This window comes from Roseibium sp. JB4-4 (assembly GCF_055693425.1).
The window spans coordinates 5,412,064-5,437,973 of the sequence record NZ_CM146333.1 but is presented as its reverse complement, the minus strand read 5'-3'; the positions used below and the strand labels follow the sequence as shown (position 1 = coordinate 5,437,973).

The window sequence follows — 25,910 nt, the reverse complement described above, 5'->3', positions numbered from 1 at the left end:
GTTTCTGAGCAAGATGTCATCAGACCACTTGGGCGGGCTTCGAGGCCCGTCCGAGCTTCTCGGTGGGTTGAGCAGTTTCAGTTGTCACCGGTAATAGATCTGACTTTCAGGTATCAGAACAAAAAAACCTTCCCGTATAGGGAAGGTTCTGAAAGTCTTTCGGATCCGCCTTGTGTATCGGCGGATCGGCCGTTTTCCGGAATTCAGTCGTCGCGATAGACTTTTTCCCGGCGTTCATGCGCTTCCTGAGCCTCAATAGACAGGGTCGCAATCGGCCGAGCTTCTAGGCGCCGAATAGCAATCGGTTCGCCAGTCTCTTCGCAATAGCCATAACTCCCGTCCGCAATGCGTTCCAAAGCGTCATCGATCTTCGAAATCAGTTTCCGTTGACGGTCGCGGGCACGCAGCTCAATCGAGCGATCCGTTTCAGACGACGCACGGTCAGCAAAATCAGGGTGGTTCTGGCTCTCTTCCTGAAGATTTGTGAGCGTCTCTTTGCTCTCCTTCAGGATCTCTTCCTTCCAGGCAAGCAGCTTGTTTCGAAAATACTCACGCTGCCTGTCATTCATGAACGGCTCGTCTTCCGAGGGTCGATATTCAGACTCAATTTCAACCGTCATCGATAGCTCCGGTTTACCGTTATGCCGGGCGCAATATATAGCCGGTTCCCTCAGTCGACAACGGTTCATTTGCGAAAACACAGATTAAAAAAAGTTAATAACTTTCAATCTGTTGCGTCAAATTGCTCGCATTTATTGAGAATTTTCGATTTGGGCCGATGGGCTTCAGTCCGGGAATCGGCCGAGCTTTGCAAGTTCCACTTTCACTCGCAATTCGATCTCTTCCAGCACCGAATCGACCTGCGGATCACCGCTGTTCTGACGGTCCGACACTTGACGAGAAAGCAACTCCAGACGGTCTTCAGATACATGTCCCCCTAGAAGGTCGGCTCGTAGAGTTTCCAGGTTGTCCAGCAGTTGATGCCCGTGTTTGGCTGCTTTCCTGCGTCGCTCTGAAAGTGCATCGACTTCCTGCAAGGCAAGCAACGCATCCATCCCCTGGATAGCCGCGCCGCCCGCGGTCTGTGCGCTTTGGGTTACTTCTGCACCCAAATCAGGCGCAAAGCTGTCCGAGCCGGCGTCAGTACGCTTTTTTGCGCCCCTGCCCTGCACGCCTGTGATCGGTTTATTGCCTGTAATCCGCATATTGGTTTTTCCAGTCCGCCTTGCGGCACAAATGGCACCAAGTTGATTACGCGTTCCCGGAGCCTGTCAGATTCTGCCGGTAAGGGTAAATGAGTCCTTGCACATCAGGCAATATTTGCCGGGCCCACAAGGTGTTTCATCAACTCAATCCTGAAGTTTGCGTGGATATTGACACAAACATACCAGTATCCGGCGCAGAATCCCGTCATTTATTAGCCATGTCCGAACATACTTGGAAAACTGGCACGGCTCTCGCATTACGCAATTGGCAAATAAGCGAACCGCAAGGTTTGACCTGGGTTTACGAAACGGATCAAAAACAGCTTATGCGACAGACGGGCAAAACACATTCTGGAAGGAAAGCGCAGCTTGCGCTGCTGTTTACGGTTCTTTGCACGGCGACGGTCTGGCTTTTGACACCCGCAGCAGCAGCTTCCCGGATCAAGGATATCGCCGACTTCGAGGGAATTCGTGAAAACCAATTGATCGGCTACGGTCTTGTTGTCGGCCTGAACGGCACCGGAGATTCGCTTAACAACTCGCCGTTTACTCAGCAGAGCCTGCAGGCAATGCTTGAACGATTGGGCGTTAACACGCGAAACGTAGACCTGAATACCGACACGGTCGCCGCAGTGATGGTCACGGCGAACCTACCGCCCTTTTCCACGCAGGGAACCCGTATCGACGTCAATGTGAGTGCACTGGGCGATTCTGAATCGCTTCAAGGTGGAACACTCCTGGTAACGCCGCTGGTCGGCGCAGATGGCGAAGTCTATGCCATTGCGCAAGGTTCGGTCGCCATCGGAGGCTTCTCCGCGCAAGCCGATGCAGCGTCCGTCGTTCGCGGCGTGCCGACATCTGGCCGTATTGCAAATGGCGGCCTGGTTGAACGGGAGTTGGATTTCAGGCTCGCGTCGCTGACCACGCTGCGTTTGGCCCTGCGAAATCCTGATCTTACAACGGCGCGCCGGATCGCGCTTTCCATCAACGAACTCATCGGCATGCCAACGGCGGAGCCGCTGGATCCCTCGACTGTGCGCATTGATCTTCCGCGTCAATATGACGGCAATATTGTCGATCTGCTTACTGACATCGAGCAACTGATCGTGGAACCGGACTTAGCAGCTCGGATCGTGATCGATGAGAACTCCGGCATTATCGTGATGGGGCAGGATGTGAAGGTTTCGATGGTTGCAGTCGCTCAGGGCAACCTGACTGTAACGATTGCAGAATCACCGCAAGTATCTCAACCTCTTCCCTTCGCGAACGGTCAGACAGCAGTTGTGCCGCGCTCGGAGGTCGGTGTGGACGAGGACGGAACAAAACTTGCGATCGTTCCTGAAACAGTCACGTTGAAACAACTTGTTGACGGATTGAATGCCCTGGGCATCGGCCCTCGCGACATGATCTCAATCCTGCAGGCAATCAAGGCCTCTGGCGCCCTGCAAGCGGATATCGAGGTGCTGTAATCATGGAACTTTTTTCTTCCGCACTGAACCAACTGCCACCGCAGAACAATCCTCAAAACGGCGCTACGCCCGACAAAACGGAAGTTCGCCAGGCAGCTGAAGAATTTGAAGCGGTATTCTTGAACACAATGCTTCAGAACATGTTCACCGGCCTCGGCGAAGGTGGGACCTGGGGCAAAGGTCATGGGGCAGATGCGTGGCAAAGCCTGTTGATCGACGAATACGCCCGCACGATCGCTGAATCGGGCGGTATTGGATTGGCCGACAGTGTCGAACGCGAATTGATTGCTCTGCAGGAGGGATCCAGATGACAGCTCAACCGAACAACACCTCTTTCCCGTTTTCCCTTGATCGGCCAAACAGCCCTCAAGAAGCAGAAGGCTTCTGCTCGGCATTGTCCGGTACAATGGAGGCACTGCTATCGGTGATCGAGATGGAAACCGACCTTGTAAGGGCCGGGAAGCTGAAAGAAGCCGGTGAGCTGCAGGCGGACAAAGCACGGCTGATACACGAATATACACGCGGCATGATGACCGCCAAGGAACACGCCGTTGCCCTTGGCAACCTCGCCCCGGCAGCCACTCAGTCTCTGAGAAGGCAGCACGGCGAGTTTCAACCGGTTCTAAGGATAAACCTAGCTGTGTTGTCGACGGCACGGGACGTTGCCACCAATCTGGTCGCAACAGTTGCAAAGGCCGCAGGCGCTAAAAATGCTGCGGCTCCAACCACATATGGCCGAACCGGCACAGCCCCCGAAGGCCCTCAATCAGCACGAGGAATTGCGGTCAATCAGGCGCTTTAGGCCGCTTGCCCGTTCCGGGGAAACATAAATTCTCGAATAAATACAAAGCCCTCTTTCGGAGGGCTTTTCTGGTTTCGACGCAATTCTAAAAGATATCCCTGTCGCTTTTTTCATTGTGCAACCAGGCCAGGCAACGAATCAGGAACATCCACAACCTGCAAGACAAGGGTCTTTCGAAATCTAATCATTCCGTTAACGGAGGATTCATTCCCATACGTTATCTTCCACAGTAACGGGTATTTGTATTTCGTAACCCGGAGGGAAAGATGTTGGATACGGGAATTGCCCGGCCGCCATCGCCGACCTACACGGCGATCACGCCGGCTACACGGGCTCCGGAGAGAAACCAATCTGCTGCGGCAACCGAATTGCCGGCAGAAGAGACAGTTACGCCGTCTAGCGAAACTTCCGGCGGTCAACGATCCGCAACTTATGAAAATGAGCGCTCTTTGTTTGAAGACAAGGCTCAGCGGCTCGAAAGACGCAACGTCGCCGATCCGGAGAGCGGCAGCTTTATTTATGTCGCCACAAACATCGACACAGGTGAAGTCGTGCGCCAGGTTCCGAGCGAGACTCTTCGCAGGCTGCGCGCATACGCAGAGACAATGGATCAGCAGCAACCCTCCCCAAGATCACAGATCCTGGAGCGCACGGCCTAGCCACAAGGCTACGCACGTCACGCCGCCCTCAAGTCAAGCCGCTTGAGCTTTGCAGAGATACGAATCTCGGCAGCAATGCCTGGATACGGTAACGACAATCGGCACTTGCTCCTAAGCTCCATTACTAGTCAGCATAACCTGGGTCCTGAAACCGCAAGCCCGTTCGTCGACCCGCCCCGCGCAATCCACTCTCATTAAGAATGAAACGTACTGATTCCTCTTATGAATCAGCCCGTTTACTCCTCCTTAAACATAAGTAAGAACCAAGAATTAACTAAGCATATTAACTATTATTTTTCACCAATACTTAAAGTTAAAACACGATAACCAAATTACTTAGGATTCAATACAAGTTTGACTGACAGAGTTCCCCAGTCATTCAGGAAGAATGGCGTCAATACTACAGAAGGAACTCTGTGATGGGTGATATCACCATTTCTAGCGCGGTGCGCACGAACCTCAACTCTCTTCAGGCGACTTCTCAGCTGATGAGCTCCGTGCAGGAACGGCTTTCAACCGGTAAAAAAGTGAATTCGGCTCTGGACAATCCGAATTCGTTCTTCACGGCGCAAGGCCTTGAAAACCGCGCGAACGACCTGTCCACTCTGCTCGACGACATGGGCCAGTCGGTTCAGAACCTGAAAGCAGCGGACGAAGGTATTAGCGCGATCTCCGATCTCGTGGACGCTGCCAAAGCCAAAGCCAACCAGGCTCTGCAAACGTCCAGTCAGTCTGAGCGCAAAGATTTTGCAGCAGAATACAATGAACTCCTGACGCAGATCGAAGATCTGGCCAAGGATGCTGGCTACAAGGGCAAAAACCTCCTCGGAGGCAGCGGAAATGATTTGTCAGTTACATTTAACGAAGACGGATCGTCTTCGCTGTCGATTTCTTCGGTCGATTATACTGACACCACGTCCTCAACCGGTCTGAACCTTTCAGATTTGGCAAGTGCCGCTGATGGAACCGCTACACTGGCTCTGACAAACGGTACAGCTGGTGCCGCGGCCCTGACAGCAAATGCAACAGTTGTATCGGATGATGATTTTGCGGCAGGCGACACGCTGACGCTGACTGACTCCACGGGCACTGAACTTGGCACGTTGGAAATCACCGCATCGACAACAGTTCAAGACGTCTCTGACTTCATTGGCAACTCCAACAGCGATATATCTGCTAGCGTTGGAACAGGTGTTGTAATCCAATCCGACATTGGCGTCACCTTGTCTTCTGATGGTGCACAGTCAGACGTTTCCGTTACGCCGTCCACTGCGAATGGATTCGCCACCGATTCAGATATCGAAAGCACTTTGTCGTCGCTCACACGGGCACAAGATACACTGCGTGCACAGGCTTCCACGTTTGGTACCAACCTTTCCATCGTTGAGAATCGGCAGGACTTCACGAATGCCCTTATCAACACGTTGGAAGAAGGTGCTGGCAAACTGACCCTGGCGGATACAAACGAAGAAGGTGCAAATCTGCTGGCCCTTCAGACCCAGCAGACTCTTGCTTCTACTTCGCTGTCTCTGGCGGCACAGGCAGACCAGAACGTGCTTCGACTGTTCTAAACCCTCTCCTTCACAGGAAGGAAACACACTGACCAAGGCGGCGAACAACCGGTTCGCCGCCTTCATTTTGCTTACTATTCATTAAGGTTAAATAGCGCTAACCATATATCTTTACAGGTTGTTTCCCTGTTGAGCGTCTTGATGTCTGTCGAACCCAGGAAGGGTTCTTTTCTCGTATTCCTAGAAGGGAAACAAAATGCCAGACATTACTATTTCGAGCGCTGTGCGCTCGAACCTCAATGCCCTCCAGTCTACTTCTCAGCTGATGAGCTCCGTGCAGGAAAAGCTTGCAACGGGCAAGAAGGTCAATTCGGCTCTGGACAATCCGAATTCGTTCTTTACTGCAAAAGGTCTTGAGAACCGTGCCAGCGATCTGTCCACTCTGCTCGACGACATGGGCCAGTCGGTTCAAACTCTGAAAGCAGCAGACGAAGGTATTAGCGCGATCTCCGATCTCGTGGACGCTGCCAAAGCCAAAGCCAACCAGGCTCTGCAAACGTCCAGTCAGTCTGAGCGCAAAGATTTTGCAGCAGAATACAATGAACTCCTGACGCAGATCGAAGATCTGGCCAAGGATGCTAGCTACAAGGGCAAAAACCTCCTCGGAGGCAGCGGAAATGACTTGTCGGTCATTTTCAACGAGGATGGCACGTCTTCATTGTCGATTTCTTCGGTCGATTATACTGACACCACGTCCTCAACCGGTCTGAACCTTTCAGATTTGGCAAGTGCCGCTGATGGAACCGCTACACTGGCTCTGACAAACGGTACAGCTGGTGCCGCGGCCCTGACAGCAAATGCAACAGTTGTATCGGATGATGATTTTGCGGCAGGCGACACGCTGACGCTGACTGACTCCACGGGCACTGAACTTGGCACGTTGGAAATCACCGCATCGACAACAGTTCAAGACGTCTCTGACTTCATTGGCAACTCCAACAGCGATATATCTGCTAGCGTTGGAACAGGTGTTGTAATCCAAGCCGACATTGGCATCACCTTGTCTTCTGATGGTGCACAGTCAGACGTTTCCGTTACGCCGTCCACTGCGAATGGATTCGCCACCGATTCAGATATCGAAAGCACTTTGTCGTCGCTCACACGGGCACAAGATACACTACGTGCACAGGCTTCCACGTTTGGTACCAACCTTTCCATCGTTGAGAATCGGCAGGACTTCACGAATGCCCTTATCAACACGTTGGAAGAAGGTGCTGGCAAACTGACCCTGGCGGATACAAACGAAGAAGGTGCAAACCTGCTGGCCCTTCAGACTCAGCAGTCTCTTGCTTCTACTTCGCTGTCTCTGGCGGCACAGGCAGATCAGAACGTGCTTCGACTGTTCTAAGTCAGACACAAAAAATCACTGAAAAAGGCGGGCTTTGGCTCGCCTTTTTTGCTTTGAGGCACCTTGTTTGCAAAAGGTGACCTATTCCCCTTCCCTTTCCAAAATCGCTATCGCCTTCAAAGCGTTAACGCCCCGTTAACCCTATAATGCGATCCAATTAACCAATGATTAGGGTTAACAGGAGATGATCCTAATCAACCTGCTCAGGACGAGCAGAAGTACATTGTGACCCAGGAAAGGGAATTACCAGATGCAGGACATCACCCTGTCAGCTGCCGTGCGGCAGAACCTTCTCACACTTCAATCCACCGCAGACATGATGTCCGGCGTCCAGAACAAGCTGGCGACTGGATTGAAAGTGAATTCTGCGCTGGATAATCCAAATTCCTTCTTCACCGCATCCGGCCTGAACTCACGTGCCAGCGATTTGAGCAACTTGCTTGATGATATGGGCCAATCGCTTCAGACCATCAAGGCGGCCGACAAAGGTATTCAGACCATCACTGATCTGGTCGAAACCGCGAAAGCCAAAGCCAACCAGGCATTGCAGACCCAAAGTCAGTATGAGCGCAAGACATTCTCAGAACAGTACAACGATCTTCTTGAGCAGATCGAAGATGTTGCGAAAGACAGCTCCTACAAGGGTAAAAACCTGCTCGCTGGCGACGGCAACGACCTGACGACAATCTTCAACGAAGATGCAACCTCCAAGCTGACCATCGAAGCCGTCGACTATACCGATACGGCCCTATCGACCGGCCTCAACCTTTCAAACCTGGCCGAAGGTCAGGGAAGCGCGACTTCCTTTGACTTGCAAGGTGGCAAACAAACGATCACTCTTACCGACGGTACATCGACCCTCAACTCCAGTTCGGCACTCTCAGATTCGAACGTCATCACAGCGGGCATGACACTTGAATTTGTTGATGCTGCGGCATCTCCCAATGTAGTTGTGGGCTCAACAGTAACTGGCGGCGCCACTGTACAGGATCTAGTTGACGGATTGAATTCCGTCGCAGGTGTGCGAGCAGAATTTGACGACACAAGTGGCGAGCTCACAATCTATAGCGACGAAGACTTTCATATCTCCGACGATGCATCGACACACTCGGCAGCGCTGTCGACATTTGCAGTTGATGCAACGGCTCTCGCAACAACGTCTGCTTTGCTAGCAGACACGGGTTCATTCGCAGTCGGCGACACCCTTTCCTTGACCGATGGCAACGATTTTGAACTTGGATCGCTTGAAATTGAAGCCGATACAACTGTTGATGATCTCGAAAGTTTCGTGAATGATTTCAACGGCGTGAGTGCATCATTCGACTCAGGGTCCGGTCGGTTGAACATCACATCAGAGACAGACCTTTCACTTACAAGTGACAATACTGACTTCGCCAGCAGCGGCTTCACAGCAAATGCGTCCGGCGTGACAGTTTCAGCACTCAGTGACAGCGGGTTTGCCACTGACAATGACATCAACCGAGTTGTCGACAGGTTGAACACGGCACTATCAAATCTGAGGTCTCAAGCCTCAGAATTTGGTACAAACCTTTCGACGGTTGAGATCCGTCAAGACTATACAAAGACGATGATCAATACTTTGCAGGAAGGTGCTGGCCTCCTGACCTTGGCTGATACCAACGAAGAAGGTGCGAATTTGCTGGCTCTTCAGACCCGTCAGCAGCTGGCTTCAACATCGCTGTCCTTCGCATCGCAGGCGGATCAGACAGTGCTATCTCTCTTCTAATAAAAAGAGAATCAGTCAGACGCACGACTCACAAGCTGACAATCAGAAATGGCGGGCCCCTGGTCCGCCGTTTTTGTTTTTGTTCCCGATTACTGAAAATCAGCGCAAAAAAATCTATCGACTTTTCAATACGTTAAAAGAAAGCTTTTGGTAACTTTTATTTACGGCAGGTTAATGAGTGCATGACCGCTTAACTTTCCATTTAGATTTACGACGAGGGTGCGTCCTGATCTTGAAGTAACAAGAACGCCCCTTTGAGAGTACTGAATAGGAAAAACGGTGAAGTCTCATGCCTGATATTGTTCTTTCAAGCGCGGTCCGGGACAACCTCCTGTCGCTCAAGCAAACAGCCGATCTTCAATCAATCACGCAGACACGCCTGGCCACAGGGCTAAAAGTCAACACGGCACTCGACAATCCCAATTCGTTTTTCACGGCACAGTCATTGAATGACAGAGCCAGCGATCTTTCCAATCTATTGGATAATATGGGACAGGGTGTTCAAACCATTCGCGCTGCGGACAAGGGCATCACATCGATCACCAAACTTGTCGAATCGGCGAAAGCGATTGCCAATCAGGCTCTTCAAACTTCAAGCGAATACGAGCGCAAGCAGTTTACAAGTCAGTACAATGATCTCCTCGAGCAAATCGAGGACATGGCCCGAGACTCCAGCTACAAGGGAAAGAACCTTCTGGCAGGTGCCGGCAATGAACTTGAAGTTATCTTCAATGAAGACAGCACATCCAATCTGACAGTCGAACCAGTCGATTTTACAGACACATCACTCGATGACGGGCTTAACTTGGACGATCTTGACCCAGGTGGCACCGGGACGTCTTCATTCAACCTGTTTGGCGGCTCGACAACACTGGCCATGACTGGACTGCAGGCTTCGTCAAATTTGACCGATCTAGGTGACTGGGCGAACGGTGATCAGGTCACGATAACCGATAGTTCAGGAACAACGACGTTAACTGTTGGCACCGATATTACGACCGTTCAAGACTACGTCGACGCTGTAAATGATTTGAATGGTGCGCACGCAAGTTTTGATGAAGCCACCGATTCAATATCGATAACATCCGGTCTTGATAACGCGATTTCCATTTCGAAAGACAATGCCGGAGGCGGCACAGCTACGGACGGAAGCGCAACCGGTGGGACGACATCGACGTTATCGGTTTCGGCCCTGAGCTCCACGTCCACACTAGTTCTTTCCGGCGGGTTTCAAGCTGGTGACACGATCACCATTACGGACGGAAACGGATTTGAACCTGCGTCTCTTGAGATTGACGCAGAGACAACCGTCAGCGACCTTGTAACCTTCATCGACAATGTAAAAGGTTTGGACGCTTCATTTTCTGGCGGCAGTATCAGTCTGATCGGTGAAGTCTCGTTCAATATTGACAGCAGCAATTCTGACTTTAACAGGACAACGCTCGCAAGTACGACCGGAACTGTGGGGCTGTCCGCCGCAGCTTCTGAATTCAAGACAGATACTGATATTGACAGGACGCTTCAGGCAATCAACGCAGCGTTGGACGAACTCAGATCGGCAGCCCGCGCCATGGGTACGTCATTGTCCACTGTTGAAGTACGTACCGATTTCACCCAAAATCTCATCAACACGCTCGAGGTCGGTGCAGGTGAGCTAACCATTGCCGACATGAACGAAGAAGGTGCTAATATGCTGGCACTGCAAACACGCCAGCAGCTCTCATCGACCGCTCTGTCGCTAGCCAACCAGGCTGACCAGAGTGTTTTGAGCCTGTTTGGTTAACACAGTTGGTAAATTTCATTAAGGTATCAGTGATGGTCGTTAACCAATTCGTTAACGTTTCATGGCGATACTCATGTGTGGAGGTCACAGAATGGCGCTCAAGGTCGAGCTGAAACCGGGCGAGCGAATTATCATCGGTGACAGTGTCATTACGAATGATAACCAGCGAACTCGCCTTTTTATCGAAGGCCAGGCACCCATTCTGAGAGAAAAGGACATTCTCACACCGGCCACTGCGGATACGCCAGCCAAACGGGTCTATTTGGCCGTGCAGCTGATGTATCTGTCTACCGACTTGGAGAGGATTCAGGAGAACTACTTCACCCTCGTCAACGATATCGTGAAGGCCGCACCGAGTACGATTCCATACGTTACAAGAATTAGTAACGCCATACTAACCGGCGCCTTCTATAAAGCACTGAAAGAAGCACGCAAGCTCATTGAGTATGAAGGGACGCTGATCGGTCATGTACAAACAGGCAGCGCAGGCTTATCAGAAGACCAGCCAGGTGGCAGTGTCACCGAGGGAGCTGGAAGCGAGATCTGCTGATGAAAGCCGCAGCCCGGCTTCAATTGATCAAGGATGAATGGGCGGACGCCTCCCTCGCGGAAAAGGACGACGTGCTCACCTATAATCGAAAGCTCTGGACAATTCTCGTAACCTCGGCAACTGGCGCCGAAAGTCAGTTGCCACAGGATATCAAAAACAACATCGCATCACTTGGTGTTTTTGTCTTCAGGCAAACGGTGACCGTGATGTCTTCAGATGACCCCAACAAGGTCACAACGCTTATCAGCATCAATCGAGCCATTGCTGAAGGTCTCAGAGCACAGCCCGAGTAGGGACTTAGACCTTGAAACATCAAAAGGCCGGCGCTCATTGCGACCGGCCCTTTTTTGTTTCTGCCCGCTGGGTTGTTCAGCTTATGCCAGAACAACAGATCAGAGATAATCGGACAGGCTCAGATTGAAAACAATCGACGATGCCCTGTAGGAAACTTCGATGTTGTTTTGCAACGTCAGGATCTCGGCAGCCAGTTGATCCTTGTCGACACCTTCAATCTCCGCAATCGTGCCTTCATAGCTGCTTTTGATCTGGACGTGACGGTCATTGGTCATGGAGGCGGTTCGATAGGAGATGGCAATATCTGTCGAGATGTCGACGATACCTGATTGATCAACGCCAGGCGGTTGCAGTGTGGTCCGAAGATTTGCAGAAAGTGCGTTATAGTATTCTTCGTCAGTTTGGGTTCCACCTGAGAAATCGGCGGCAACAAATGCGGCCAGGGACTGCACCAGTTCCTTGAGCGGCGTTTCGTTTGCGCGTATCCCGTATTCAACTGTCAGATTGCCGTCGACCACAGCATTCTTGTCAGTTCTGGGGTCGGTTGTTGTTGTATTGCGCCCGGTGTACCACTCAACTGTTGTCGACCCGCCTGCGGTGAGTGCGGTTGCCGTGTCATAAGGCGGGCCGTCGATCCGCTGCGGCTCTTCACCGCTATAGGTGCTGAAGAACTCTTCTGCCGCCCATTCGTCCGAGACAGCCCGAAGCGTTGTTTGTGCCTGTGCTTCGATTTCTGTGGCCAGTGCGTCTCGCAGATTTTGGGCAGTCTCTTCAAGATCGGCACCGATCTGAAAAGTCCCCTCCTCTTCCGTGTTTGACGCAGCAGTGAATTCAATGGTGATTGTGTCGGTGTGATCGGGCGGCAGGCTCAGTTCTACGGAAATAGTCTCACCAAGCGCCGGTTGACCGGTGAACTGGACGTCAAAACTGTCCGGGTCGGCTGCCAGCGGACCGGTCACAGTGACATTGGAAAGTGTGGACGCCACCGAGGCAATATCAAATCCGAAGTCGTGCGCTCCGTCCTCGGCGATCGTGAAGGTGGAGTCGGTTGGCACCAGGCCGGCATAATTCGTGGTCAAAGCTGACGTCGTTGTTCTGCCGGTATTGGCAGATCCAAGATTGGCCGACGCAAACTCGTCCATGTAATCGCGCAATCCTGACAGCGACCCCGACCCGTTCAAGATGTCTTCGAGCGGGGCGACGGGATCGTTGACGGCGTCCGTGCCTCCGAACACATAGTAGCCAGCGATCTCGGTATTCAGAATATTCAGGGTCTCGCTCAACAGCAGCTCGGCGCGAGACTGCGTCTGCGTCTGCCCATCATCCTGAATGACGAAGTCGTTGGTATCGAGCGCCGATTTGGCATCGCGTCGGATATCTTCGAGCCGTTCCAGCGACATCGTCGCCGTTTCAAGATGAAGGTTCGCGATCGTGATTGTCTGCTGGTAGGTCTCGATCATGCTGACTTTCTGGGTCAACTCGATGTCGAGCAATCGCCGGTCACCGATTTCTCCGTAGGTCGATCCCACCTTGCCGCTCGCAAGCTGCGTTGTCTTTTCCGCGAGCTTGTCATTCAGCGCACCCAGCTGCTGGGTCAGATAGGTCCGTGACGTGGTAATGGACGAGACAGGCATTACACTAAACCTTAGACGATGTTCAGAAGCTCATCGAAGAGCTCGTTGATGGTTTGCATCACGCGGGCGTTGGCCGCGTAGGCGTTTTCCAGCTGAACCATGAAGGCCAGTTCTGTATCCAGATCGACCGCATAGCTCTCTTCATAGCGGATCGCGAGATTCATGGTCAGCGTCTCTTTTGACTTTGCATACGTCGCCGCGTCTTCAGCCTGGTTTCCCTGGTATGAAACTGTCTGATTGACGAAATCTATGATGCTGCCCTGGAAGGGGGTAGAGCCGCTACCGATGCCAGTGCCAGGATCGAAATAGGTCGATGAAGACGTCAAGGCGTTGGCGAGAAACTGGGCCCGCGCCGGATCATTGGCGGTATTTGCCGGCGGGGTCGTCTGGTAGTTGACCAGCAGCGCACTGTCAGCCAAGAGATCTGGATTGATTGCGATGCTGTTCGCATAGGAAAGCCTTTGACCGCCGTCTTCCAACGCGTCGGTGAATTCAACGGGTGAATCCCGGCTATCGACAAAGATCGCCAGCCCAAGGCCTTGATCGCTATTGGCTGTCACAGTCACATTGGCGTTCAGGCTTTCCACACTGGTTGGTCCGGTGTTGTCGCCAAGAACGCGCAATTCGTCGGAACCGTTGTTACTGACCAACAAGCCTGTACTGCCAAGCGCGGCGACGATGTTGGTGATATAGGTGGACGGCGTCCCGCTCGAAATGTCGATCCCGAATACAGTGTCATTCGGATTTGCGGTTGCTGAATTGTCGAGCGGCAACAGCGAAGCATCTTCAACGGCAACCAACGTCACTGTCTGAGCATTTCCACCAGTGTCCGTATATTCCAGCGTGATTGTATTGCCTGACTGCAGCGCTGAAACATCCAGGTCAAAACCGCTGTCCAACCCGACGGTGACGTCGCTGCTCTCAACTGTAACGTTGGAAAAAGCCAGAGACATTTCTGCGGCGATAGTATCAAGCTGCGCCTGGGCTTCGACAAGTATGTCGTCCCGCAGTTCCGCAGTCGCGACCATGACGCCGGAATTCGAGGCCGCGATCAGATCATACGACGTACCGCCGGGCGTCGTAACCATAACCGTGTTGCCGGCTTGTCCGGGCCGCAGGATGTGGGAGGGTGTGAAGCTCAGCGTGGAGGCTTGGTTGTCCGCATAGAGCTGTTGCCCATCGGCTGTTTGGATGAACAACGTCTCATTTGCACCCTTGGAGACATTGACATCAAGGTAACCTGAAAGCTGCTCGACCAACCGATCCCGCTCATCTTCCATGTCAGCGGTCGAAATCCCGGACTGATAGGCATCACGAATGGCATCGTCGATATCTTCGATGCTATTCAAAAGCCCATTGACTGTATCGGTTTGCGCCGCGAGTGCGCTGTCGGCCTCCTGACGCAGATCGTCAATGCGTTCATATGAGCTGTTGAGTTGTCTTGCGAAGGAATCTGCAATCGATACAACGTCGCTCTGGGCCGCAAAGTTTCCCGGATCATTGATCAGGACAGACAATGCAGAAGACAATTGCCCGGCAAGAGATGTCAGACTGCTGCTGTCATTGATCGTGCCGAAGATATCGTCGAGCCGATCGGTGAAATCGTTGATTTGTTTGGCGTAGTTCGTATCCGAAAGCGATTTGAAGTAGTCGGCCTGAACGTATTCGTTCACGACCCGACGCACTTCTGTCGCATTCATGCCCGCAACGTTGCCAAGACCATCGAAATAGACCTCAGCCGAAATCGTTTTCTTGGAGTACCCGGCCGTATCCGCGTTAGCGATGTTGGTTGCCGTGACATCCAGCTGGCGCTGGTTGTATTGAATCCCGAAGACCGCGGTATTCATGGCACTCATCAGACCCATGGCGGCTTCTCCTTCGTTAAACGCTGCGATTTAGCCAGAAAAGCCGGCGGGTAATCCCGCCGGCGTTGATGGTCTTACCGGACCATGTTGAGCGCGCTGTCCAGCATCTCGTCCGCAGATGTCACAATCCGCGAATTTGCCGAGTAGGCCTGCTGAGTAACGATCAGCTTCGAGAATTCATCCGCAATGTCGGCATTGGAGAGTTCGAGCTTTTTGGCCAGGATCTGACCACCGCCAGTTAAGTCCGCCTCACCTGAGGACGTTGTGGCGGCAAAGCCTGCACCATCGACGCGTCGCAGGTTTTGCTCAGCCTCGAAAGTCGCCAGTGGGATTTCATAGACAGCCCGTTGCTGACTGTTGGAGTAACTGGCGATAACACGGCCGGATTCGTCGACGGCAACACCGGTCAATTCACCGGCAGGATAACCGTCCTGATCGAGGGATACAGAGCTCGTCGCTCCATCGGGGTCTGAGTATTGCGTCAAGGACCCATTTGAGAAGGAGAACTCAACATTCGCCGCCGTCGTCCCGCCGATATCAAGAGACGCAATCGTGAAGCCATCACCGGTACCGTTGACTGCGCCGATAGAGCCGGCCGTCATACCGTTCAACTCACCTGTCGTATCGAAGGTGACATCACCAACATCGTACCAGGCGTTGGTCGCATCACCACCGGAGCCGATATACATTGTCCACTCATCATAGACTGGACCGGTTGAGTTGTAGTTCGCCGTTTTTGCGTAGCGAACTTCGACATTCATCGCAGTACCATTTTCATTGTAAATGGTAATCGACCCGCCAGAAACAGAACTATCAAGAAAGTCTTGCTCATCTGCAACGGCAACATCGCCGGTACCGACACCCGCGTCCAGAAGGGCAGAGGCATCAGTGGTGCCATCATAATCGGTCGTATCGGGAATGCGCGGCAGGTTGGCCTGGTATTCGACGGTGGTTGTCGCAGATGCAGCGAGCGGCTGGTTCTCGATCCGGACAACAGTTGGATTGTCGCCAATGGCATTGCCCGTGTCCGGGTCAAGCGGGAAACCCTGAAGGTAGTAGCCCGACGCATTGATCAGGTAGCCTTCCTTGTCCCGCTCGAAGTCTCCCGCACGGGTGTAATAGGTCTCATCGGCGAAGGTAGTCGATCCATCGACAACATCTGACGCCTGCGTCACAACGAAGTATCCTTCGCCGTTGATTGCCATGTAGGTATCCACATCAACAGACGTGATGTCGCCCTGCACCGTATTGGTTGCGCGCGATGTGGCAAAGGTCGTACCCGAAACCTGCGCAGCCTGCGTGGCTCCGCCACCGGACACAAGATCGGAGAAGGTAGTATCCAGCCGCTTGAAGCCGGTGGTCTGCGAGTTGGCAACGTTACCGGAAATATTTTCCAGTGCCGTCGCCTGCGCAGCCAGTCCAGAAACGGCTGAGTTAATAGCCCCATAAATACCCATATTCGGTCCTCTTGATAGCTTGGGCACTGCTGACGCGGGCTTGCGCCCATAATCCGCCACATACCCGCAAGGGACGTGCCAATTCACCAAAACAGAATAAAAAACTATACTTTTCAATAATTTAAATGGAATTAGCTGCATTCACAGCAGTCAGCCACATCGGCAAGGAATGGACAGGAAGGCAATTTCTTCCCCCTGCAATGGGCAAGTCTGTCCGCATGAAGCCGAGGATTGTTGCATTCTTTTTGCGGGCTTGCGTCCTGCTCTACGTCCTGTCACTTTCGCCGGAATTTCAAGTTTAATGGACGACCAAATGCGCTTTGAGGGAACTGATAATTACGTCGCAACCGAGGATCTGAGGATCGCAGTCAACGCTGCGATCGCACTTGAGCGACCGCTCCTGGTCAAAGGTGAACCGGGAACCGGCAAAACCGTCCTCGCACAGCAAGTGGCGGCAAGTCTCAACACGCCCTTGATAGAATGGCACGTCAAATCGACGACCAAGGCACAACAGGGACTTTATGAATACGATGCAGTGTCCCGATTGCGCGACAGCCAACTTGGGGATGAACGGGTCAAGGACATCAACAACTACATTCGAAGAGGCAAACTCTGGGATGCCTTCGAGGCGCCTGAAAGACCCGTGCTGCTGATCGACGAGGTCGACAAAGCAGATATAGAATTCCCGAACGATCTGCTCCTGGAACTCGATCGGATGGAATTCCACGTTTATGAGACAGGCGAAACGGTTCGCGCCGAACAGCGTCCGGTGGTCATCATCACTTCCAACAATGAAAAGGACCTGCCGGATGCCTTTCTTCGCCGGTGCTTTTTCCATTTCATCAAGTTTCCGGACGCCGAAACCATGACCGACATCGTCGAGGTTCATTTTCCAGGCATCAAGCAGCGCTTGTTGTCTGAAGCCTTGCGGCTCTTTTATGATGTGCGCGACGTGCCGGGACTAAAGAAAAAGCCGTCCACTTCTGAACTGATCGACTGGATCAAGTTGCTGTTAAACGAAGACATTGACCCGGAAACCCTTCGTCAACAAGATAGCTCCAAACTGATACCACCGTTGCACGGCGCACTCTTGAAAAACGAACAGGACGTGCATCTATTCGAACGTCTTGCCTTCATGGCACGGCGCGAACGATCCTAGGAGAGCTTTTTGGTGAAATGGCCTTCAATCCTGCACCTGGTTTCAGGCCTAGTTCTGTCAATCGCTGTGACAATGGGATCGGCCGGGGCGCAGGTTCCACCGGAGAAGGATGCCGGATGGCAGAGCGATGTCAGTGGACTTCGTCATTTCACCGGTTTGCGTTGTCCTGACACGATCGGAGCGTTCTCTCGTATCAAGGTCATGGAAGGAGATGCCGTCAGTCAGGCCAGCTGTATCTATACCGGCCGTGACGGCATCACCGCCGTGTTGCGCAAACACACTCAAGGCACCGGCCGCCGGGAAGCACTAACTTTTTCCAGAAGCTACAAGGCAGCTGGTTTTGAGCCAATTACATTGAGCGGGGCGGCCTCTACCGGCATTTCATTCAGAACCCGCAACTGGACGCCGACAAGTCTCTGCGAAACTTTGTGGTATTTTTCCGGGACCGACGCTGACTATACGCTCTGGCTTTCCTATACACTGCCGACTCAAGAAGCCGAAGTCGGACCGGCCATCGCAATCTTCACAAGCGCGCTGGCCGATCAGAACTGACACGCGACCCGACCCGGCAACACAACAACTGGAAGCGTCATGCGGCTACTTCTTCTCAGACATGCAAAGTCAGACTGGGGCGGCGTTGATCTAATGGATATTGATCGTCCATTGAACAGCCGCGGGAAGGCAGCAGCCATGAAAATGGGCCGCTATCTTCAGCAAAACGGCCTTTTGCCAAATCAGATCATGTGCTCAACCTCGCAGCGCACTCGTGAAACACTCTCCCGTGTCCTGCAGTTTTTGCCGCAGGAAGCGCAGATCCACCTGATCTCGGATCTCTATCGGCAAGGTGAAGACGACTATGCACCGCTGATACGCCGGTATGGTGGAAGAGCACAAAACCTGATGGTGATCGGTCATAATCCGGCCACCGAAGACACAGCCCTCAGTCTGACCGGCACGGCAGCGCCAGAAGCCCTGGCTGATCTTGAAGAGAAATACCCAACAGCAGCGTTGGCTGTTCTGGATTTTGACATCGCCGACTGGTCAGAATTGAGCCCCAAAACCGGTCACCTGGAACGATTTGTCAAACCGAGAGACCTCAAGGACGAACCGGACTAGGTTACCGCTTGAGGTTCTTTTCCAAGTGAATTCCCGTTGATCCGGCACCTGCGCGCGCTTACATGAACGCGCTGGAGGCAGTTTTGAACCCATTGACGACATTGACGGAAGAAACCCGTCTTACCCTGGCCAACCTTGCGGATGCTGCAACCGACCTTGCGGTACCAAGCGTAAGGCTTGGAGTGACTGGACTTGCCCGCTCGGGCAAAACGGTTTTCCTGACAGCTCTTGTGCACAATCTCGTCCACGGCGGCCGGCTTCCTGTTTTCAGCGCAGCTGCCGGACACCGGATGACAGGTGCTCGCCTGCAACCGCAACCCGATGACGCCGTCCCTCGCTTCGACTACGAAGCGCATGTGCGCGCCCTGGTCAGCGAACGGGTCTGGCCGGAGTCGACCCGGCAAGTCGCTGAGCTGCGGCTGACAATTGATTATGAGAGCGCCTCCTATTTCTACCGCAAATTGGGACCAGGCCGCCTGCATGTCGATTTGATCGACTATCCCGGCGAATGGCTCTTGGATTTGCCGTTGCTGAACAAGGACTATGCCACATTCTCCGCAGAAGCCTTGAAGCGCGCCCGTGCAGCAAACCGCATCGACATCGCTTCGCCCTTTCTGGAAGTTGTTGGCAGGATGTCACCCGACACGGAGGAAAACGAACCGGCGGCCCAGGAGCTTTCTGCGGCATTCAAAAATTACCTCGCCGGATGCAGAGCCGATACGCACGCGCTTTCCATGCTGCCGCCAGGGCGTTTCCTCATGCCCGGCGATCTGGACGGTTCCCCCGCCCTAACCTTCGCGCCACTGGATTTTCCCGCTGATGCCGGTGCGGCCCGAACAGGGACGTTGCGTTCCATGATGGAGCGACGGTATGAAGCCTACAAGACCCATGTCGTTCGCCCCTTCTTCCGAAATCACTTCGCGCGGCTGGATCGCCAGATCGTGCTTGTCGATGTCCTCAATGCCCTTAACGCAGGTCCGGATGCGGTTGCAGATCTTGAGGTTGCCCTCAGCGAGGTGCTCGGCGCTTTCAGGCCAGGCAAACGAAGTTGGCTTTCATCAATCCTGACACGCCGCATCGACCGGATCCTGTTTGCCGCAACCAAAGCGGATCACCTTCACAGCTCAGACCACGACCGGCTCGAGGCAATTTTGAAACGGCTGGTCGCAAGGGCCGAAGAAAAAGCAAGGTTCAAGGGTGCGAAAGTTGACGTCCTGGCGATGGCTGCGGTGCGCGCAACACGCGAAGCTACGGTCAAACATCGCGGCGAAGCACTGCCTGCGATCCTGGGAACACCATTGCCGGGCGAGCGGCTGAACGGCGACACCTACGACGGCAAAACCGAAATCGCCATGTTTCCCGGAGACTTACCCCAGGATCCTGAATCACTTTTTGACAAAGATGAATCACTGCATGAAGGGCTTCGACCAAGCTTGCAATCCGCTCAGGCCGATCTTCAGTTTTTGAGATTCAGGCCGCCGGAACTGGACACGACGGCAGAAGGTCTCACTTTGTCACTTCCGCACATTCGACTGGACCGTGCCCTGGAATTCCTGATCGGAGATCGACTCGCATGACCGGAACCCCTCCCCCTTCTGGACGTCGTCCGACTGCGTTTCGACTTGACGACCGCAAGGTTCGTTTGACCGACGACGATGACAAGGTGCCGTCAGCCGACGAAGCGCTAATCACACAAGCATTTCTGGAAGACGAGGAACCGCGCCTGCCACGTGCTGCCAGCACGCCCAAATCCGGTTTCAAATTCGGCAAGTGGCTGATGATCGGGCTGTCTGGTCTCGTTTCGCTGACAATCGGTCTGGCTGTCGACAGTCTGATCCGGGATCTTTTTGCACGTACCGACTGGCTGGGTTGGCTAGGCGTTGCACTCGCAACGCTTGCTGCACTCGGTCTGTTGGGTTTGGCCTTGCGTGAAATCGCCGGACTGATGCGTCTCGGCAAAATCGACAAGCTGCGTGACAGACTGTCCGAAGCCGCAGAAAACGATGATGCGAGCGCCGCGACAAGCGGATTGAAAGAGCTGCTGGCGCTTTATCGTGACAGACCGGAAACCGCGCAGGGTCGCAAGGCCCTCGCCGGTCACATGCGTGAAGTGATCGATGGCCGGGACCTGATCAAACTTGCGGAGCGGGACCTCTTGCGCCCACTTGATCTCGAGGCAAGACGTATCGTGATGAACAGCGCCAAGCGGGTATCCATCGTTACGGCCGTCAGCCCGCGCGCTCTGGTCGACCTCCTTGCAGTCCTTTTTGAAAACCTGAGAACCATACGGCGTCTATCAGCGCTGTATGGCGGACGCCCAGGAACACTCGGTTTCCTGCGCTTGGCAAGGCAGGTTCTGACACATCTGGCTGTGACAGGAGGCATGGCGGCTGGCGACAGCTTGGCCTCGCAGGTTCTTGGTCACGGACTGGCTGCGCGCTTGTCGGCACGGCTTGGTGAGGGCGTTGTAAACGGACTTCTGACGGCACGCATTGGCATCGCCGCAATCGATGTCTGCCGTCCGGTTCCTTTTGTCTCCGGAACTGGACCTTCAATTTCCGACTTCATGGGTGAATTGGTGTCACTGGCAAAAAAGAAGACCCCCAAGCGCCCAGCTAGAAATTCCCGGCGGATTTGAGCTCTCGCCCACCTTCTCGAAACTGCAATGCCTATCAACCCGCCACGCATTGGCTCGACATGATCCCAGTGGCCGGATAATTTCCTGACATGTTCATAAGCTTCTTCTCCGAACTGAAAGCTGCCGGCGTGCCGGTTTCCTTGCGGGAGTATCTCACGCTCATGGAGGCGCTGGACAATGACCTCGCGGAAAAAAGCGTTGAAGACTTTTACTATCTGGCACGCCTTTGCCTGGTGAAGGATGAAAGCAATCTGGACAAGTTTGATCGCGTTTTTGGACATGTCTTCAGAGGTCTTGATCTCCTAAGCGAGGTTCCAACTGAAGACATTCCCGAAGAATGGCTCCGCCGGTTGGCCGAAAAGCACCTCAGCGAAGAAGAAAAAGCACAGATTGAGGCTCTAGGCGGTTTCGACAAGTTGATGGAAACCTTGCGCGAACGCCTGAAAGAGCAACAAAAACGACATCAGGGCGGAAACAAGTGGATCGGCACCGCCGGCACGTCGCCCTTTGGCGCGTATGGCTACAATCCCGAAGGGGTGCGCATCGGACAGCACGAAAGCCGGCATAGACGCGCCGTCAAGGTCTGGGACAAGAGAGACTTCAAGGATCTGGATGACAACCAGCTTCTCGGCACGCGAAACATTCAAGTCGCCCTGAAACGCCTGCGCAACTTTGCAAGAACAGGCGCAGCAGATGAACTTGATCTCGATGACACCATCCGGTCAACCGCACATAAGGGTCTTTTGGACATAAAGATGCGACCGGAACGGCACAACGCCGTCAAGGTGCTTTTGTTCTTCGACATCGGCGGTTCGATGGACGACCACATCAGAATTTGCGAGGAACTGTTTTCCGCAGCCCGGTCTGAATTCAAGGTCATGGAGCATTTCTACTTCCACAATTGCCTGTACGAATATGTCTGGAGAGAAAATCGCCGCCGCCACACGGAACGCATTCCGACCATGGATGTGCTGCACAAATATCCGGCGGACTACAAGATCATCTTCGTTGGTGATGCATCGATGAGCCCTTATGAAATTGCCTACCCTGGCGGATCAGTCGAGCATTGGAATGAAGAAGCCGGGGCGACATGGATGCAGCGCGTAACCGGCCTTTATAAAAGTGCCGTTTGGTTGAACCCGGTGCGTGAAGAGCATTGGAACTATACCCATTCCATAGAAATGCTGAACGAACTCATGGAACGTCGCATGTTCCCAATGACCGTCGAGGGTCTCTCGGACGCCATGAAGGAACTGGCGCGTTGATCAACCACGCCCGCCCCCTTAACGGGCTGATCGCCAGTACCCTCAAGATCGCGCAAATCAGGTGGAGTTAGTTTCGTGACGGAAACGGCCAGACAGTCCTCGAAAGTGACCCAAACAACGCACGCCACGACGACCGGGATGGTGGGCGGTGGCTTCTATGATGAAAATTCAGCACCTCAGTGGCGTGCGATTGAAGCTGTATTTCCGCTCATCGGCAACGCAATGGCAACTCTTGAGGTCGAAAACGAAGGGACGATCAGGCTTGCCGACTTCGGCTGCTCTGAAGGACACAATTCCATTGCGGTCATGACTGAGGCGCTCAACACGTTGTTGCCCCGCACGTCGCGTTCAATTCAAACGATCCACTCGGATTTGCCGACAAATGATTTTTCAAAACTATTCCTGAACCTTCGCCCGGTTGGCCGCAGCGTATATGGCAGAGAAAGGGTCTTTTCCTGCGTTGTTGCGGGCTCCATGTACGACCAGCTGGTTCCCGACCGCTCACTTCATCTGGCTATGACTTTCAATGCGATTGGCTTCCTCTCGCGCCGTCCCTTGCGACAGCTGCCAGACTACATCTTTCCCAATGGCCCAAGCGCCGCACGGTCAAACGGGAAAGTTTCCGAAACGGATCGCCAGGCATTTGCCGATCTTGCCAAACAGGACGTCGCCGATTTTCTCAAAGTCCGTGCTCGGGAGTTGGCCCCTGGCGGTAAGCTGATTGTGCAGGTTTTTGGCCGCGACAGCGATGCGAGCACCAGCGACGGGATCTATGACTTGCTCAATGACGCGGTTCTGGCATTCGTTGAAAGTGGCGAAATCTCAAGAGAAGCCTACGCAAGCTACTACCAGCCGGTTTACATGAGATCGCTGGAAGAATTGACCGTTCCCGCCACAGATCCCTCATACGCGGTTTCAGACTTGTTCAAACTCGACCAAAGCATGTCTTATGAGGTGCCGGTGCCTTTCAACGAAGCGTTTCAGCAAGACAGTGATCTGACGCAGTATGCCGCGCACTACGTCAATTTCTTTCGTGCCTTCACTGAAGCCGTTTTAAAAAATGCCCTGCCAGACAGCCCTGAGAGAGACCAACTCGTGGACAGGGTCTATGCCAAGGCTCTGGAATTGCTCAAGGCGAACCCGGAAGCCTATCCATTCCGCTATATGGCGGTCGCCATGCTGCTGACCCGAAAGGTTTAGGCTGCGTCTTCCGTGTGCTCAGCATCGTCTTGCTTTTTCGCATTGGCCTCGTGGTCTTGTGCAGCTTCTTCGCGCAAGAGCTCAAGATCGTCTGCAGTTTCATTGAAATCAGAGCGTGCCACCGTGACACGGTTGCGGCCGTTGTCCTTGGAAAGATACAAGGCATCGTCCGCGGACTTCATAATGTCCTGAGGCATGCGGCCATGGTTTGGATATCCTGCCACACCGCATGACACCGTGATTTTCGGCAAGCTTTTTTCGCCATAACGCATTACGATTTTTTCAATTGCCAGTCTGACTGTTTCAGCAACGGCTTCGGCATGAGACAAGGAAGTTTCGGGAAGAAGAACCATGAACTCCTCGCCGCCCAATCGGCACGGCATCTGATCGCCGTCGCAGATTTCTTCCAGCGTCGATCCGACTGCGCGCAACACCATGTCGCCTGCATCGTGACCATAGTTGTCGTTGAATTTCTTGAAGTGATCGACGTCGATCGAAACCAGTGAGATCGGCTGACCACTGTGCTGAGAGCGTTCAAGTCCTGATCTGAGCACATCAATGAAATGCCGTCTGTTGAAAAGACCTGTCAAAGGATCTCTTATCGACTTGTTGTGCAATTCATCGCGCATGCGCGTGTTCGCGATCGCAAGGCTCACTTGCTCGGCGGCCATCTGAGCAAGTTTTCGCTGAGACAGGAATTCCTCATTGCTGGCACCGGCAGCTGGTGAAAGATGCATCAATCCAACGGTCTCACCATGTGCCAGGATCGGCAAGCAGAGATAAACGTTGTCTGCAAGGTCCGGAGCGACATGACTACAGCGGAAACTGACCTCGTTGTCGCCATAGACGTAAGGTCTACCACGACGTAGTCCCCAGCAGGAATTGGGCCGAATATGCGCCTCCAGGGTACCACCATTCCAGGTACAGGCCCCGTCGAGCACATCGCGTGAGTTTGAATAAACATAGACAGCGCCCGCACTGCTCGGCAGCAATTTGGTCATGAACAGGCTCACCATTTCAAACAACTCGTCCAGCGAGCTGCTCGACTGCAGCCATTCGTTCAGCTCGGACAAAAGGCGAATTTCCCGCGTTAGTTCCGCTTGTCTTTCAGTTTCAATGCGCTCTTGTTCCTTGACGCTGATCAGGTGAGCCTTGAACGCCCTGAAGGCACGGCCGATATCACCGATTTCATCGCTCCGGTCCACGGGCAATTCAGCATCAAAGTCATTCCTGGAGAGGCGGCGAAGTGCGTTCACGACTTCAAGCAACGGCGCACCTATTGCCCATCGCCCGAGCCACATTGCCAACAGGACGGAAAACCCGGCTGCACCCAAAGAAATCAGAATAGTGAAGCGGATGGCATTCTGCTCGTGCTTCGCCGCCGCTTTCGCAGCACTTTCCGCAAGCGCCTGCACTCGGAACAAAAGTTGTTCAAGTTCCATGTTGAACTTGGAATGCGTCCCACTGACCTCCTGCAACAGGCTTTCAGCCTCAAGGCTGTCCCCTCGTTTGGACTTGCTCAGTATCTTGGAGACTGCAACAGAATAGTCTTCGTGTTCCTGCCCGATCGCTTTGATGGTTCGCAGGACAGTTTGAAATTCCGTGACCTGCGCTTCGGTGCTCGCAAGGGAAATGCCTTGATCTGCAATATCAGCGACTTCGGCAAATTCGCCGGTTATTTTCCCACCCAGGTAAAGAATCCTTGCTTCTGTTTTGGCACGTTCGTCTTCGGTTTCGATTACCCGGCCTTCAATCCCGATCAAGCTCATCCGCATCAATCGTTCAACCAGAATGGTTTGCTCAAGCCTGTGGGCCGTCACGTGTCCGATTGCATCCGTCAGTGGCACCTCAGCTTCGGCAATGAACTCAATTTCCTGGCCGATTTTGCGGATTTGATAGACGCCAACACCTGACGCTGCGACAACAAACCCAACGCAGATTGCGACAATACCCAACAATTTGGCGGTGATTGAATACCGAAAAGCCGAACGCACGCGCATCTTTAACTCCATACCATCGGCACAGAGCTTTACTTAAAGTTGTTAAATTTGACTTATGTAACGCTGAAAAGAAAATTGACAGTTTTACCTAACTTGAAAAAATCACGGAGTTTATGATTAACAAACAATTGCAGTGTACTACGCGGCA

At 53.3% G+C, this 25,910-nt stretch carries 23 protein-coding genes; 17 read left to right on the top strand and 6 right to left on the bottom strand.

The window, feature by feature from the left end:
• Nucleotides 1-203: 203 nt before the first annotated feature.
• Both dksA and ACZ1HV_RS25600 read right to left on the bottom strand, forming a co-directional pair.
• Nucleotides 204-620: an RNA polymerase-binding protein DksA gene (dksA, locus tag ACZ1HV_RS25605; RefSeq protein ID WP_152500971.1), complete on the bottom strand. Its 417-nt coding sequence runs from the start codon at nt 618-620 to the stop codon at nt 204-206.
• Nucleotides 621-785: 165 nt separating this feature from the next.
• Nucleotides 786-1,205, bottom strand: coding sequence for a flagellar assembly protein FliX (locus tag ACZ1HV_RS25600; protein ID WP_298819447.1), 420 nt, complete (start codon nt 1,203-1,205; stop codon nt 786-788).
• 326 nt (nt 1,206-1,531) lie between these two features.
• On the opposite strand from ACZ1HV_RS25600, the gene ACZ1HV_RS25595 reads away from it, so the two are divergent.
• The 10 genes from ACZ1HV_RS25595 (at nt 1,532) to ACZ1HV_RS25550 (ending at nt 11,427) form a co-directional block, all read left to right on the top strand.
• Nucleotides 1,532-2,674, top strand: coding sequence for a flagellar basal body P-ring protein FlgI (locus tag ACZ1HV_RS25595; RefSeq protein WP_298819445.1), 1,143 nt, complete (start codon nt 1,532-1,534; stop codon nt 2,672-2,674).
• Nucleotides 2,675-2,676: 2 nt separating this feature from the next.
• The gene (locus tag ACZ1HV_RS25590; RefSeq protein WP_298819442.1) at nt 2,677-2,985 is read left to right on the top strand and encodes a rod-binding protein; all 309 of its coding nucleotides are present in this window, start codon (nt 2,677-2,679) and stop codon (nt 2,983-2,985) included.
• Nucleotides 2,982-3,476 carry a flagellar protein FlgN gene (locus tag ACZ1HV_RS25585; protein WP_298819440.1) on the top strand — a complete coding sequence of 165 codons (495 nt, stop codon included), beginning with the start codon at nt 2,982-2,984 and terminating at the stop codon, nt 3,474-3,476. Before ACZ1HV_RS25590 ends, ACZ1HV_RS25585 begins: the two co-directional genes overlap by 4 nt.
• Before the next feature lie 266 nt (nt 3,477-3,742).
• Nucleotides 3,743-4,135 carry a hypothetical protein gene (locus ACZ1HV_RS25580; RefSeq protein ID WP_298819437.1) on the top strand — a complete coding sequence of 131 codons (393 nt, stop codon included), beginning with the start codon at nt 3,743-3,745 and terminating at the stop codon, nt 4,133-4,135.
• A 419-nt stretch (nt 4,136-4,554) separates the two neighbouring features.
• Nucleotides 4,555-5,706 (top strand): flagellin N-terminal helical domain-containing protein, encoded by a 1,152-nt coding sequence (locus tag ACZ1HV_RS25575; protein WP_472716714.1) that lies wholly within the window; start codon nt 4,555-4,557, stop codon nt 5,704-5,706.
• 196 nt (nt 5,707-5,902) lie between these two features.
• Nucleotides 5,903-7,054, top strand: a complete 1,152-nt coding sequence (locus ACZ1HV_RS25570) for a flagellin N-terminal helical domain-containing protein (protein WP_472716713.1) — start codon at nt 5,903-5,905, stop codon at nt 7,052-7,054.
• A 250-nt stretch (nt 7,055-7,304) separates the two neighbouring features.
• A complete protein-coding gene (locus ACZ1HV_RS25565; RefSeq protein ID WP_472716712.1) occupies nt 7,305-8,801 on the top strand; it encodes a flagellin N-terminal helical domain-containing protein in 1,497 nt (498 codons plus the stop codon).
• Nucleotides 8,802-9,090: 289 nt separating this feature from the next.
• Nucleotides 9,091-10,584: a flagellin N-terminal helical domain-containing protein gene (locus ACZ1HV_RS25560; RefSeq protein ID WP_472716711.1), complete on the top strand. Its 1,494-nt coding sequence runs from the start codon at nt 9,091-9,093 to the stop codon at nt 10,582-10,584.
• A gap of 91 nt (nt 10,585-10,675) precedes the next feature.
• Nucleotides 10,676-11,134, top strand: a complete 459-nt coding sequence (flbT, locus tag ACZ1HV_RS25555) for a flagellar biosynthesis repressor FlbT (RefSeq protein ID WP_472716710.1) — start codon at nt 10,676-10,678, stop codon at nt 11,132-11,134.
• Nucleotides 11,134-11,427, top strand: coding sequence for a flagellar biosynthesis regulator FlaF (locus ACZ1HV_RS25550; RefSeq protein ID WP_472716709.1), 294 nt, complete (start codon nt 11,134-11,136; stop codon nt 11,425-11,427). Before flbT ends, ACZ1HV_RS25550 begins: the two co-directional genes overlap by 1 nt.
• 99 nt (nt 11,428-11,526) lie before the next feature.
• On the opposite strand, the gene ACZ1HV_RS25545 is transcribed toward ACZ1HV_RS25550, so the two are convergent.
• The 3 genes from ACZ1HV_RS25545 to ACZ1HV_RS25535 form a co-directional block, all read right to left on the bottom strand.
• Complete coding sequence (locus ACZ1HV_RS25545; RefSeq protein ID WP_298819423.1) at nt 11,527-13,062, bottom strand: flagellar protein; 1,536 nt, start codon at nt 13,060-13,062, stop codon at nt 11,527-11,529.
• An 11-nt stretch (nt 13,063-13,073) separates the two neighbouring features.
• Entirely contained in the window at nt 13,074-14,927 is a 1,854-nt protein-coding gene (gene flgK / locus ACZ1HV_RS25540) for a flagellar hook-associated protein FlgK (RefSeq protein ID WP_298819421.1), read from the bottom strand.
• A 74-nt stretch (nt 14,928-15,001) separates the two neighbouring features.
• On the bottom strand, nt 15,002-16,384 hold the full coding sequence (locus tag ACZ1HV_RS25535; RefSeq protein ID WP_298819418.1) for a flagellar hook protein FlgE: 1,383 nt from the start codon (nt 16,382-16,384) through the stop codon (nt 15,002-15,004).
• 313 nt (nt 16,385-16,697) lie between these two features.
• On the opposite strand from ACZ1HV_RS25535, the gene ACZ1HV_RS25530 reads away from it, so the two are divergent.
• From ACZ1HV_RS25530 to ACZ1HV_RS25500, 7 genes are all read left to right on the top strand, one after another.
• On the top strand, nt 16,698-17,543 hold the full coding sequence (locus ACZ1HV_RS25530) for an AAA family ATPase (RefSeq protein ID WP_298819416.1): 846 nt from the start codon (nt 16,698-16,700) through the stop codon (nt 17,541-17,543).
• A 12-nt stretch (nt 17,544-17,555) separates the two neighbouring features.
• Complete coding sequence (locus tag ACZ1HV_RS25525; protein ID WP_472716708.1) at nt 17,556-18,095, top strand: hypothetical protein; 540 nt, start codon at nt 17,556-17,558, stop codon at nt 18,093-18,095.
• A 39-nt stretch (nt 18,096-18,134) separates the two neighbouring features.
• Nucleotides 18,135-18,659, top strand: a complete 525-nt coding sequence (locus ACZ1HV_RS25520) for a SixA phosphatase family protein (protein WP_472716707.1) — start codon at nt 18,135-18,137, stop codon at nt 18,657-18,659.
• Between the two features lie 83 nt (nt 18,660-18,742).
• On the top strand, nt 18,743-20,236 hold the full coding sequence (locus ACZ1HV_RS25515) for a YcjX family GTP-binding protein (RefSeq protein WP_298959797.1): 1,494 nt from the start codon (nt 18,743-18,745) through the stop codon (nt 20,234-20,236).
• Nucleotides 20,233-21,297, top strand: a complete 1,065-nt coding sequence (locus tag ACZ1HV_RS25510; protein ID WP_472716706.1) for a YcjF family protein — start codon at nt 20,233-20,235, stop codon at nt 21,295-21,297. Before ACZ1HV_RS25515 ends, ACZ1HV_RS25510 begins: the two co-directional genes overlap by 4 nt.
• A gap of 89 nt (nt 21,298-21,386) precedes the next feature.
• On the top strand, nt 21,387-22,562 hold the full coding sequence (locus ACZ1HV_RS25505) for a vWA domain-containing protein (RefSeq protein WP_472716705.1): 1,176 nt from the start codon (nt 21,387-21,389) through the stop codon (nt 22,560-22,562).
• 75 nt (nt 22,563-22,637) lie between these two features.
• Nucleotides 22,638-23,762 carry a class I SAM-dependent methyltransferase gene (locus ACZ1HV_RS25500; protein ID WP_472716704.1) on the top strand — a complete coding sequence of 375 codons (1,125 nt, stop codon included), beginning with the start codon at nt 22,638-22,640 and terminating at the stop codon, nt 23,760-23,762.
• On the opposite strand, the gene ACZ1HV_RS25495 is transcribed toward ACZ1HV_RS25500, so the two are convergent.
• Nucleotides 23,759-25,762 (bottom strand): sensor domain-containing diguanylate cyclase, encoded by a 2,004-nt coding sequence (locus tag ACZ1HV_RS25495; protein ID WP_472716703.1) that lies wholly within the window; start codon nt 25,760-25,762, stop codon nt 23,759-23,761. The genes ACZ1HV_RS25500 and ACZ1HV_RS25495 overlap by 4 nt on opposite strands.
• Nucleotides 25,763-25,910 lie beyond the last annotated feature (148 nt).